The 12,682-nt window shown below is 69.0% G+C and carries 10 protein-coding genes; 2 read left to right on the top strand and 8 right to left on the bottom strand.

All coding sequences use genetic code 11. The annotated features are described in order from the left end of the window. Window positions 1-327: 327 nt before the first annotated feature. Complete coding sequence (locus BEN78_09240; protein ASR43528.1) at window positions 328-1,482, bottom strand: hypothetical protein; 1,155 nt, start codon at window positions 1,480-1,482, stop codon at window positions 328-330. A 116-nt stretch (window positions 1,483-1,598) separates the two neighbouring features. Between BEN78_09240 and BEN78_09235 the strand changes: the two genes are divergently transcribed. Then, window positions 1,599-3,119 (top strand): acetyl-CoA hydrolase, encoded by a 1,521-nt coding sequence (locus tag BEN78_09235; GenBank protein ID ASR43527.1) that lies wholly within the window; start codon window positions 1,599-1,601, stop codon window positions 3,117-3,119. A 55-nt stretch (window positions 3,120-3,174) separates the two neighbouring features. On the opposite strand, the gene BEN78_09230 is transcribed toward BEN78_09235, so the two are convergent. Both BEN78_09230 and BEN78_09225 read right to left on the bottom strand, forming a co-directional pair. Beyond that, window positions 3,175-3,441, bottom strand: a complete 267-nt coding sequence (locus tag BEN78_09230; protein ID ASR43526.1) for a nuclease — start codon at window positions 3,439-3,441, stop codon at window positions 3,175-3,177. A gap of 45 nt (window positions 3,442-3,486) precedes the next feature. Next, window positions 3,487-4,701 (bottom strand): amino acid oxidase, encoded by a 1,215-nt coding sequence (locus BEN78_09225; protein ID ASR43525.1) that lies wholly within the window; start codon window positions 4,699-4,701, stop codon window positions 3,487-3,489. 145 nt (window positions 4,702-4,846) lie between these two features. Here BEN78_09225 and BEN78_09220 point away from each other — a divergent pair, with 145 nt between their 5' ends. Then, window positions 4,847-6,055 carry a hypothetical protein gene (locus BEN78_09220; GenBank protein ID ASR43524.1) on the top strand — a complete coding sequence of 403 codons (1,209 nt, stop codon included), beginning with the start codon at window positions 4,847-4,849 and terminating at the stop codon, window positions 6,053-6,055. A 46-nt stretch (window positions 6,056-6,101) separates the two neighbouring features. Here the strand turns inward: BEN78_09220 and BEN78_09215 are convergent, their stop codons facing one another. The 5 genes from BEN78_09215 to BEN78_09195 form a co-directional block, all read right to left on the bottom strand. Further along, window positions 6,102-7,211, bottom strand: coding sequence for a 3-deoxy-7-phosphoheptulonate synthase (locus tag BEN78_09215; GenBank protein ASR43523.1), 1,110 nt, complete (start codon window positions 7,209-7,211; stop codon window positions 6,102-6,104). A 193-nt stretch (window positions 7,212-7,404) separates the two neighbouring features. Then, window positions 7,405-9,606, bottom strand: coding sequence for a hypothetical protein (locus BEN78_09210; GenBank protein ID ASR43522.1), 2,202 nt, complete (start codon window positions 9,604-9,606; stop codon window positions 7,405-7,407). A 280-nt stretch (window positions 9,607-9,886) separates the two neighbouring features. Next, window positions 9,887-11,527, bottom strand: coding sequence for a chaperonin GroL (locus BEN78_09205; GenBank protein ASR43521.1), 1,641 nt, complete (start codon window positions 11,525-11,527; stop codon window positions 9,887-9,889). A 131-nt stretch (window positions 11,528-11,658) separates the two neighbouring features. After that, a complete protein-coding gene (locus BEN78_09200) occupies window positions 11,659-11,949 on the bottom strand; it encodes a co-chaperone GroES (GenBank protein ASR43520.1) in 291 nt (96 codons plus the stop codon). Between the two features lie 228 nt (window positions 11,950-12,177). Next, entirely contained in the window at window positions 12,178-12,624 is a 447-nt protein-coding gene (locus tag BEN78_09195) for a hypothetical protein (GenBank protein ASR43519.1), read from the bottom strand. Between the last annotated feature and the right edge of the window lie 58 nt (window positions 12,625-12,682).

Genomic DNA, 12,682 nt, shown 5'->3' with positions numbered 1-12,682 from the left:
GAAACAGGAGACCGGAATGGGCGCTCCCCTTCTGACGCACATCGGCCTGCCAGCGGGACGTCGCTCTCCCCCGCAAAAACCGGGGTCAGAGTGCAATTTCGCCTTGAGAAAATGCACTCTGACCCCGGTTTCGGGTCTGCGGGGAGACGCAGAATCGACCGACGCCGGCGAACGACCAAAAAAAAAAGCCCGCTTCCGGCGAACCGGTTACGGGCTTGCTCCCTCCCCCACGTCGGGTGCGGGGCGATATTGGAAGACTGGTCGACGGGATGCACGCTGCAGTGCAAAACGATACTGGCCGGTTCACCAACCCGCGCGCATTCAGGCTCAGGCCGCGGAATGGGCGCCCCGCGAGCCACTGTCGCGCGCGATGCCCAGCGTCGTCTGGACGAGATCGGCAAGCGCCGACGCGGCGTCGGGTCGTCCGAGCACGACGGCCGCGCGCGCCGCAGTCGGCAGCACCGTCGGCGAACCGAACGCATCTTCAAGCAACGCGGCGAGCCGCTCGGCGCTCAGTTCGGCCTCGGGCATGCACCAGCCCACACCCGCAGCCGCCAGAGCCTCGGCGTTGCGGCGCTGCTCATCGCGCGAGCCGCCCTGCGGAATTGGGACCATCACCGCGGGGCGGCCAACGGTCAACAGATCGGCGGCAGTCGTTGCGCCGGCGCGGGTGATGACCAGATGCGCATCGCGCAGCCGCACGCCCATGTCGTCGAAGAACGGGCGCACGGTCGCCTCGATACCGGCCGCGCGCAGCGCCGCCTCGACCGCGTCGACCCCCTCGCCCTTCATCTGCAGCGAGACGTGCAACCGGCGCCGGATCGTCTCGGGCAGCCGCAGCAGTGCGGGCGGCACGACTTCGCCGAACACCCGCGCGCTTTGGCTGCCGCCCACGACCAGCAGCCGCAACGGCGCATCGCCATCGAGCGCAGGGTAGCCGCCACGTGCGGCCAGGATCGCGGCGCGCACAGGATTGCCGGTGTCGACGACGCGCGCCCGATCGAAGCCGTCGAGCCCTGCGGTCGCCGGGAACGAGGTCGCTACGCCGGCGGCCAGCCGCAGCAGTTTCTGGTTGGCCAGGCTCAGCCGCGCGCCCTGCTCGTGCAGCAGCAGCGGGCAGCCCAGGCTTCGGGCCGCGAGTGCGGGCGCGAAGCTGGGATAGCCGCCGAAGCCCACCAGCAGGCCGACGCCACGCCGGCGCATGTCGCGGCGCGCCTGCCAGGCCGCCCGCAGGATCGTGACCCCGGCGGCGAGCTTGCCGGTGACGCCGCCTTCGAGGCTGCGCGCCGGCAGCACGACGTGGTCGAGCCCGGCCAGTGCCTGGGTGTAGGCCGCACCGCGACGCTCGGTGTAGATCACCACCGGATGCCCGCGCCGCTGCAGTTCCCGCGCCAGCGCCTCGGCCGGAAACAGATGGCCGCCGGTGCCGCCTGCAGCGCAGGCGATGGCGGGAAGCGAAGTGCGGACGACGGGCGACGACATGGCGAATCCGGGAACGGACGGGGGCACGACTATAGCGAGCGCACGCGGCGCCGCGTGGTCCTGCACGATCCCGCCGCCCACGCGATAATCGGGGCTTCAACTCCACTGTGCCCGTCATGACCGAAGACCGTATCCGCAACGCCACCCTGCGCAGCCGCATCGTCACGCCCGAGCAGGCAGCCGCGCTGATCGAACCGGGCCAGACCGTCGCGATGAGCGGCTTCACCGGCTCGGGCTACCCCAAGGCGGTGCCAGTGGCGCTGGCCGCACGCATCGAGCAGGTCCATGCCGCGGGGCAGCCGTTCCAGATCCGACTGCTGACCGGGGCCTCGACCGCGCCTGAACTCGACGGCGCACTGGCCAAGGTCGATGGCATCGCGTTGCGCCTGCCGTTCCAGAGTGATCCCGAGGCGCGCCGCCGCATCAACGACGGCAGCCTGGCCTATATCGACGCGCACCTGAGCCACGTCGCCCAGCACGCGTGGTTCGGCTTCTACGGCGACATCGACGTGGCGGTGATCGAGGCGGTGGCAATCCGCGAGGACGGCACCATCGTGCCGTCGACGTCGGTCGGTAACAGCAAGACCTGGTTGGACCTGGCCAAGCGCGTGATCGTCGAGGTCAACGAGGTGCAGCCGCTCGCGCTCGAGGGCATGCACGACATCTACTACGGCACCGCGCTGCCGCCGCAGCGCCGCCCGATCCCGCTCGAACACGCCGACGACCGCATCGGCGAGACCGCACTGCGCTGCGACCCGGACAAGATCGTCGCGGTCGTGCGCACCGCCGCCCCCGACCGCAACAGCCCGTTCAACCCGCCCGACGAGGCCAGCCAGCGCATCGCCGCATCCCTGGTCGAGTTCCTGCAGCACGAGGTCGCCAAGGGCCGCCTGCCCAAGGGGCTACTGCCGCTGCAGTCGGGTGTGGGCAACATCCCCAATGCGGTGCTCGCCAACCTCGCCGACAGCGGATTCCGTGATCTGACCGCGTTCACCGAGGTCATCCAGGACGGCATGCTCGACCTGCTCGAATCGGGTGTGCTGCGCAGCGCCTCGTGCACGGGCTTTGCGCTGAGCCCGGAGGCCAGCCTGCGTTTCGAAGCCAACCTCGGTTTCTTCCGCGAGCGCATCGTGCTGCGTACCCAGGAAATCTCCAACCACCCCGAACTCGTCCGCCGCCTGGGCTGCATCGGCATGAACGGCATGGTCGAGGTCGACATCTACGGCAACGTCAACTCGACCCATATCATGGGCAGCCGCATGCAGAACGGCATCGGCGGCTCAGGCGACTTCGCCCGCAACGGGTTTCTGTCGATCTTCATGAGCCCGAGCACGGCCAAGAACGGCACCATCTCGGCGATCGTGCCGATGGTCAGCCACGTCGACCACACCGAGCACGATGTGTCGATCGTGGTCACCGAGTACGGCCTGGCCGATCTGCGCGGGCTCTCGCCCAAGCAGCGCGCGCGGGTGCTGATCGACCGCTGCGCGCATCCGGACTATCGCGACGCGCTCGAGGACTACTTCGCGCGCGCGCTGCGCGAGAGCTACGGCAAGCACACGCCGCATCTGTTGCCCGAGGCGCTGTCCTGGCACCAGCGCTGGCTCGACACCGGCGACATGCGCGCGACGCGCTGAAGCAGCGAACGCCGGCCTGCCGCAGGTCGCGCAACAGACAGGGCCGTTTGCCAGGTCAGGCCTCGGGCTGCGCCTGCAGCCAAGCCAGTTTGCGCGCGCGGGGCAGGCGCTTGAGTTGCCATTCGGCGCGCGAGGCGCTGGCGCGGTCGGGGTAGACGCGGCTGGCGAGGATGCGCACCGGTGGATTGCCGCGCGTGTACTTCGCGCCGCGACCGGCCGCATGCGCTTTGAACCGCGCGTCGAGATCGTTGGTGATGCCGGCGTACCAACTGCCGTCGCGGCATTCGAGCAGGTACAGGTGCCAGAGCGTGGGCGCGGTCATCGCACCGATTATCCATGCGCAGGCAAATGCGGATGCGGCGCGCCGTCAGCAGTGGAGCCGGTCGAACGCGAACAGCCGGGCCAGCGGATGCCGGCGACGCTCGATCCCGGCGCGCAACAGCCCGGCACCGAGCATCGAATACGTGATGCCGTTGCCACCGTAGGCCATCGCGTAGTGCACGCGCGGCCCGGTCGCCGGATGCGGACCGAAGAACGGCAGGCCGTCCTCGGTTTCGGCGAAGGTACCGGCCCAGGCGAAGGTCGGTTGCAGGTCGAGCTCGGGCCAGAGCGCATGCACCCGCTTCATCAGCCGGCGCGCCTTCTTGTCGACGCGCGCATCGCGGCGGGCGGGCACGTCGACCGCGTCATCCTCGCCGCCGATCAGCAGGCGACGGTCGCTAGTGGTGCGCAGGTACAGGTACGGCCGCGCGGTCTCCCAGACCAGCAGCCGCGCCAGCCGCTCGGGCAGGTCGTCGTCCAGGGGATCGGTGACGAACGCGTAACTGCTGCGGTTGCGCGCCACCCGTTTGGGCAGCCAGTGCTGGCTGGCGTAGCCGGCCGCGACGACGACATGACGCGCACGGACCCGGACACCGGCGTCGGTCGTCGCGAGCACGTCGCGGCTGCGCGCCTGCAGGTCCACCACCTGGGTGCGGTCGTAGACGCCGGCACCACGCCGGACCAGCCGCGCCAGCAACCGTGAGGCGAACCGGTAGGGATCGACCTGCGCAGCCTGCGCGCTGAGCAACGCGGCCGGTGCCTGGAAACCGTAGCGTGCCTGCACCGTGGGCCCGTCGAGATACTCGATATCGAACCCGTGCCGGCGACGCGCGACGTATTCGTCCCGCAGCGCCGAGACGTCGCGCTGCCGGCTGGCGTAGTAGAGGCTGCCGGTGCGCTCGAAGTCGACATCGCGCACGTCGCGGGCGATGCCGGCGAGCAGGTCGATCGCCTCGCCGCAGGCGCGATAGGCCAGCGCCGCATCGTCCTCGCCGTAACGCTGCGCCAGGTCCACCAGGTGCGTGTCGATCTCGTACTGCAGCAGGGCAGTACTCGCCGCGCTGCTGCCCCAGGCGACATCGCGCTGCTCGAGCACAACGACTTCATGGCCGTGCGCCACCAGTTCGTCGGCGATCAGCGCACCGGTGATCCCGCCGCCGAGCACCAGCACGTCGCAGTTGAGGTCCTGGCAGAGCTTGGGAAAGGCATGCATCAGGCCGTTGCGGACGGCCCAGAACGGATAGCCGCTCTTGAGATCCATGGCTGCATCATCGAGGAAGATGGCGCAGCCTATTCAGCGCCGTGTGAGTGCCGTGCGGAGACCGCACCGCCCCACCGCCGAGGCGTTGAGGCGTTGAGGCGGTAGACCGCCTAGACTGCGCCCCCGCTCGCCGCCGTGCCGTCCGATGTTCGATGCCGCCCATGCCTCCCCGCCCCGCCAGGATCCGGACGTGATCGTCCTGGGGGCGGGCGCGGCCGGACTGATGGCCGCGATCGCGGCCGGCCAGCGCGGTCGCCGCGTATTGGTGCTCGACCACGCCAACAAGGTCGGCAAGAAGATCCTGATGTCGGGCGGCGGCCACTGCAACTTCACCAACACCGGCACCACCCCGGCGCAGTACCTGTCGTCGAACCCGCACTTCTGCAAGTCCGCGCTGGCGCGCTACACGCCGCAGGATTTCATCGATCTGGTCGACCGCCATGGCATCGCCTGGCACGAGAAGGAACTCGGGCAGTTGTTCTGCGATGGTGCGTCGAAGCAGATCGTGCGCATGCTGCTCGACGAGGCGCAGGCCGTCGGTGTGCAGGTCCGCACCCATTGCGCGGTGCAGCTGCCGCGCGCGGTCGAGGGCGGCTTTCGGCTGGAGACCGCGATCGGCACGCTGCAGTGCGCGTCCTTGATCGTGGCGACCGGCGGGTTGTCGATCCCGAGCCTGGGCGCGAGCGGGTTCGGCTACGAGATCGCACGCGCGTTCGGGCATGCCCTGCTGCCCACGCGGGCCGGTCTGGTGCCGCTGACCCTCAGCGGCAAGCATCAGGAGCGGCTGGCCGAGCTGTCGGGCGTCGCGCTCGATGTCGAGGCCGGCTGCAACGGCGCCACGTTCCGCAACCGCATGCTGATCACCCATCGCGGCCTCAGCGGACCGGCGATCCTGCAGATCTCGTCCTATTGGCAGCCCGGCGACGACCTGCGCCTGGACCTGCTGCCGGGCCGCGATGCGTTGGCGTGGCTGCAGGCGCAGCAGGCCGAGCGCCCGGCGTCCGAACTGCGGACCGTGCTGGCCGAGGTCATGCCACGCCGCTTCGCGCAGCGGCTGTGCGAGGTGTGGCTGGCGAGCCGGCCGATGCGGCAGTACACCCCGGCGCAACTGCACGACACCGCGGCGCTGTTGCAGGCATGGCCGCTAGTCGCCAGCGGCACCGAGGGCTACCGCACCGCAGAGGTCACGCTCGGCGGCGTCGACACCCAGGCGGTGTCGTCGCGCACGCTCGAATCGCGGCACGCGCCGGGGCTGTACTTCGTCGGCGAGGTCCTCGACGTGACCGGCTGGCTGGGCGGTTACAACTTCCAGTGGGCCTGGGCATCGGGCATGGCGGCCGGCAGCGCCGCTTGAGCGCATCTGCGCCCGCAGGCGCCCACCGCCGCCCCCCCGTCGACGCTCACGCCGCCTGCGCGTCGGCCCGGCTCCGGCGGGTCCGGACCGCGTCGGCCAGCCGATCGAGCACGTCGACCGTCGTTGCCCAGTCGATGCAGCCATCGGTGATGCTCTGGCCGTAGGTCAGTGCCCGACCCGGGGTGAGCGCCTGCTTGCCGGCGACCAGGTGACTTTCGATCATCGTCCCCACGACACGCCGTTCGCCGGCGGCGATGCGGTCGGCGATGTCAGCGATCACTGTGGGCTGGTTGTCGGGATTCTTGCCGCTGTTGGCATGGCTGGCGTCGACCATCAGCGCCGGGCGCAGGCCATTGCCGGCGAGGACCTGGGCCGCGGCTTCGACGCTGGCCGCATCAAAGTTGGGCCGCGCGCCGCCGCGCAGGATCACATGGCAATCCGGGTTGCCGGCGGTGGCGGCGATCGCGCAGCGGCCGTCCTTGCCCACGGCGAGGAAATGATGCGGGTGCGAGGCCGCGCCGACGGCATCGACCGCGATGCGGACATCGCCGCCGGTGCCGTTCTTGAAGCCGACCGGGCACGACAGCCCCGACGCCATCTCGCGATGCACCTGGCTTTCGGTGGTCCGCGCGCCGATCGCGCCCCAGGCGACGAGGTCGGCCAGGTACTGCGGGCTGATGATGTCGAGGAACTCCACGCCGGCCGGCAGCCCGAGTGCGTTGACGTCGCGCAGCAGGCTGCGCGCGAGCCGCAGCCCGCGGTCGATGCGAAAACTGCCGTCCAGATCGGGGTCGTTGATCAGCCCCTTCCAGCCGATCGTCGTGCGCGGCTTCTCGAAGTACACGCGCATGACCAGTTCCAGCGCATCGCCGTGCGTGTCGCGCAACGCGCGCAGACGGTGTGCGTAGTCCATCGCCGCGACCGGGTCGTGGATCGAGCACGGCCCCACGACGACGATCAGCCGGTCGTCGTGGCCGTGGAGGATGGCGTGGCAGGCCGCGCGGGCATCGGCGACGGTCGACGACATCGCCTCCTCGCAGGGCAGCTCGGCCAACAGCTGCATCGGGGGCGTCAGCGGCTGCAGGTCGCGGATACGCAGATCGTCGGTATCGGGGGCATGCGGAAGGTCCTGGAAGGAAGCGTAAAGAGCGGGCATGAAAAAAGCCGCCAGGGTCGCTGGCGGCTTTCAGGGATGCGTGTGAACCGAGATCGTCAGGGTACGCGCAGGCCTTCCACCGCCAGGGGCGTGGGAAACCAATACCAACGATAGAAGGCGGCGACGCGGTTCATGGGGGCATTGATAGCACGTCGTTCCAGTCGATGCGACGGTTGCATCTGCGACCATCGCCTTACCGGGCGGACCTGGGCAGCAGCGGCGGTCGCCCCTCGTACCAGTCGCGGGCACCGGCGATATGCAGCGTGCGTTCGCCGCCCTGCAGTTCCACGCCCAGGCCCAACACGCCCCAGCGCGCGTACAGATCGCCGGCCGGACGGCCGTCGTCGATCCGCAGCTTGGCCTTCAGATCGACCCGGTCGTTGCTCGCCTCGATGCGGTCGAACACCAACTCCTTGTTACGCATGCGCAAGTCGCCCGTCGCATGCACCTGACCGGCATCGACCAGGTTGCCGATCCAGCGCGGCAGCACCCGCCGCTCGGCGAACAGGCCCAGCAGCACGCTGATGTCGCGCATGTCGACCTGGCCGTGGCCCGCCACCTCGAAGGGCTCCTTCCACTGCAGCGTGCCCTGCTCGAGCGCCAGACGCGCCCACCACGGTGCGGCCGCCTGGTCCGCCTCGCCCTCCAGCCGCACGCCATCCAGGCGCGCGGCCACCGAGTCGATCGTGTAATAGCGCCCGACCTTTTGCGCCCGCGTCAGGCGGCTGTCGAGCGCGACATCGCCGGTCAGCCGCGAAGGCCCGAGCGCGACCCGGACGCCGCTGCCGCGCACCTGCAGGCGCCCGCTGGCCATCTCGCCGGCGTTGTCCAGGCGCAGATCGCCACTCGCCTGTCCGCTGCCGCCCAGCAGGCGTGCGCTGTCACCGGGCAGATAGCGGTTGAAGCTACGCAGATCCGGCACCTGGGCATCGTCGAACCGCAGCCGCGCATCCAGGTGCTCGTGGAATTCGGCCAGCGGACCGCTGGACGCAAGCTCCAGGCGCAGGTCGCGCCCGCGCAGATCGATGCGTTCGGGCGAGGCCTCGGGCGCCAAGGTGAAGCGATCCATCTCGATCGCGATGGTGGTTCGCGGCGCGTCGTCCTCCGCCCCTTGCATGCGCATCGCGGCATGCGCGGCGCCTTCGAGCCGGTTGTCGAGCACACGGGCGCGCACGCGTGCGTCGCGCACGTCGATGCGGCTCCCGGGCTGCAAGCGGCCCTGCTGCAGGGCGAGCGCGGCATCGACGTCAGCCCGGCCGTCGAAGGACAACCAGTCGACATCGTCGAGCAGCACGTCGACCCAGCGCAGCGGCACGGCCGGCCACTGCGTTTCGAGGGTACCGCCGAGCGCGCGGAGAGGACGCAGCCAGTCGCCCGGTCCGATCCGGCGGTCGTCGACGCGCAGGTCCGCGCGCAGCCACGGGGTGCCGGACGCCGGCGCTGGCACCCGAGCGGCCAGCGCGATCGCGTCGGGCGCGGTGCGTAGCGCTACACCCAGCGGGTGGCGCAAGGGCGTGCCGTCAGCGCCGCGCGAGAACACCGGCGCCGACCAGTCGAGCCGGCTGCCGGGCATCAACACGCCGCGTTGCAACTGCAGGTCGGCACGCAACTGGCCGGAGGTCTCGGCGGTCCCGATCGGCAGCGCATCGTCGTTGTGCGCCACCAGATCGACACCCGGCGCCGGGCCGTCGACCCACAGCCGCAGATCGACCAGCACCAGCTTGTCCACGCCTTGCGCCTGCTCGCGGATATGGCCCGGCATCGCGATCTCGAGGTCCAGCGTGCCCTTGCGCAGCAGTTCCACGTCCCCGACCTGCAGGGTCGCATCGGGCATGTGCAACGTCGAGCGTCCAACCTCCATCGGACCGCCCTCCAGTTGCTTCTCGAACACGAACTTCGCGTCGCCGTGTCCGGTCACGCGCGCCTCGTAGAAGTCGAAACGCAACAGGCTCGGCGTGGTGATCGCATCGAAGCGCAGCGTCCAGGGCCTGCGTCCCGGACGCTGGGTGGTCGGCATGTCGTGCGGCGTACGGGCGACGTGCACCGACACGTTCTGCGCCCGGATGGTGCCGAACGCGACCTCGTGCCACAGCAGCGGCAACAGCTTGATCCGACCGTCCGCGCGCGGCGTGGCGGCGGTCCACAGGTTGGTACGGGCATGCCCGCCCATCACCACATCGCGCGCGTGGATGTGCCCGGGGTACAGACTCATCGCCCAGGACCATTGCGCGTGATAGCGCTCGGGCTTGCGATTGACCAGGCGTTCGCCCAGCGCGCTGTTGAGCAGCACGTTGGCGGCGATCAGATACAGCAGATACAGGGCCACGAGCAGAGCCGCGCCCAGGCGCACCCCTCGCCGGTGCGTGCGGAACCAGGAGGCAGGCGTGGTCGTCATGGCGACAGCATCGCCGATGATCGGTGACGGCGCCGAACACGCCTCGACAGCCCCACCCGATCGTTCAGCACGCGGCTGCGCATTGCGCAGGCGCGGCGCCTGCGCTGGTCGCGTCGCATCTCACAGGATGGGTCGATGCCCTGGCAGGCCCCTCGCGCGATCAATCTGGTGCCCATCGACGCGCACCGAGAACAGGCCGCCCCGGCGCCCGCCTGTCACAAAAAACAAGACCCCCGCTTGCGCGGGGGTCTCGGGTATCGCGGTCAAGCTGAGCGCTGGATCAGAAATCCATACCGCCCATGCCGCCCATGCCACCGCCCGGCGGCATCGCCGGCTCGTCCTTCTTCGGCAGCTCGGCGACCATCGCTTCGGTCGTGATCATCAGACCGGCGATCGACGCGGCGTTCTGCAGCGCGGTGCGGGTGACCTTGGTCGGATCCAGGATGCCGAACTCGACCATGTCGCCGTACTCGCCATTGGCAGCGTTGTAACCGTAGTTACCGGTGCCGCCCTTGACGTTGTTGACGATGACCGACGGCTCTTCGCCGGCGTTGGTCACGATCTCGCGCAGCGGGGCTTCCATCGCACGCAGCGCGATCGCGATGCCGTGGTTCTGGTCTTCGTTGGCACCCTTGAGATCGGAGATCGCAGCCAGCGCGCGGATCAGCGCGACGCCGCCGCCCGGGACCACGCCTTCCTCGACCGCTGCGCGCGTGGCGTGCAGGGCGTCTTCGACGCGGGCCTTCTTCTCCTTCATTTCGATCTCGGTCGAGGCGCCGACCTTGATCACCGCCACGCCGCCGGCCAGCTTGGCCACGCGCTCCTGCAGCTTCTCGCGGTCGTAGTCCGAGGAGGTCTCCTCGATCTGCGCCTTGATCTGCTTGATGCGCGACTCGATCGAACCGGTGTCGCCGGCACCGTCGATGATCGTGGTGTTCTCCTTGGAGACCTGCACCTTCTTGGCGCGGCCCAGGTCGTTGATCGTCGCCTTCTCGAGCGACAGACCCACTTCCTCGGAGATCACGGTGCCGCCGGTCAGCACGGCCATGTCTTCGAGCATCGCCTTGCGACGATCGCCAAAGCCCGGGGCCTTGACGGCCACGACCTTGACGATGCCGCGGATGGTGTTGACGACGAGCGTGGCCAGGGCCTCGCCCTCGACTTCCTCGGCGACGATCAGCAGCGGCTTGCCGGCCTTGGCCACGCCCTCGAGGACGGGCAGCAGGTCACGGACGTTGGAGATCTTCTTGTCGTGCAGCAGGATGAACGGATCGTCGAGATCGGCGGTCTGCGACTGCTGATTGTTGACGAAGTACGGCGACAGGTAGCCGCGATCGAACTGCATGCCCTCGACGACGTCGAGCTCGTTCTCCAGGCCCGAGCCTTCCTCGACCGTGATCACGCCTTCCTTGCCGACCTTCTTCATCGCGTCGGCGATGATCGTGCCGATCGACTCGTCGGAGTTGGCCGAGATCGTGCCGACCTGGGCGATCGCCTTGTCGTCGGCCGTCGGCTTGGACAGCTTCTTGAGCTCGGCGACGGCGGCCTGCACGGCCTTGTCGATACCGCGCTTGAGGTCCATCGGGTTCATGCCGGCAGCAACGGCCTTGGAGCCCTCGCGGATGAACGCCTGCGCGAGCACGGTCGCGGTCGTGGTGCCGTCACCGGCGTTGTCGGAGGTCTTGGAGGCGACCTCCTTGACCATCTGCGCGCCCATGTTCTCGAACTTGTCGGCCAGTTCGATTTCCTTGGCGACGGACACGCCGTCCTTGGTGATCGTCGGCGCGCCGAAGCTCTTCTCGAGCACGACGTTGCGGCCCTTCGGGCCGAGGGTCGCCTTGACGGCGTTGGCGAGCACGTTGACGCCGCGCACCATCTTGGAGCGCGCGTCTTCGCCGAAGCGGATTTCCTTAGCAGCCATTGAAAACTCCGGAATTGGGATAGGGGATTAGGAATTGGGAAAAGCGCAGGACGCAGATGATTCGCAAGGAACGGGATGGGCGCTGACCGCCTCGATTCCCCACCGCGAATCGTTGAAGTCCTTGCCTTCGATCAGCCGACGATCGCGAGGATGTCGTCTTCCTTCACGATCTTGTATTCGATGCCCTCGGCCTTGTAGGCGCTGCCCGAGTACTGACCGTAGATCACGATGTCGCCGACCTTGACCTTCGGCGCGCGCACGCTGCCGTTGTCCAGGGCCTTGCCCTCGCCGACGGCGACGACTTCACCCTTGGTGGGCTTTTCCTTGGCGTTGTCCGGGATCAGGATGCCGCCGGCAGTCTTCTCTTCGGCCTCGACGGGCTTGACCACGACGCGGTCGTACAGCGGCTTGAGATTGCTCATTCCAACCCTCTCTAAGTGATTGATTGTGAAGAAAACGGGCCCGAATTCTAGCACTCGCCTCTAGGGACTGCTAGAACGCGCGGCGCACGCACCCCGGCAACCCGGGACGCGACGGGAGATGGGTGCACGCGCCAGCTTTACAAGGGGCGGGCGCAAAAAAAATCATGGGGTCGCGCAAAGGCACTGCCCCGGCATCATGCCGGGGCAGGCCCGTCTCTTAGCGATGGCTCAGCGGAAGCGCCAGGCGGCGACGAGCATGGTCTCGCCGTCGTTGGGCTGCTTGATGCTGGCGTTGGAGATGTGCCGGGCCAACAGCGAGAAGCGCTGCCAGCGCCAGCCGATGGTGCTCACGAACTGGGGATTACCCGACAGCGCGTCGGTCTCGCCGATCTGGGCGCCGACGCCGAAGCCGGCGGTGAACCCGTTGTCGCGTTCGTAGCGAGCGCCGCCGTGGACCACGCCGACATCCTCGTCGAGGTCGAAACGGGTCTTGTCGCGGGCACGGACATAGATCGCACCCAGCTCCCAGCGCAGTACGCCGTGGGCAGTGCGCCGCCACTCCGGCATCCAGGCCGCGGTCGCGACCACGGTGGTCTCGTTCTCGCGCGTGGCCGAGACACCGACGCCGACATCGATGGGAGAGGCCGCCTGGGCGGCAAACGGCGCGGCCAGCATCAGACCGGCAGCGAGGACAAAAGATGAGCAAAGGCGCATGGGGACCGCCAGGACAGCG

The sequence above is a fragment of the Xanthomonas citri pv. mangiferaeindicae genome (assembly GCA_002240395.1).
In the GTDB taxonomy this organism is placed as follows: Bacteria; Pseudomonadota; Gammaproteobacteria; order Xanthomonadales; family Xanthomonadaceae; genus Luteimonas; species Luteimonas citri_A.
Note: the sequence above shows the minus strand (reverse complement) of the source record. Positions and strands in the feature narration are given on the sequence as shown.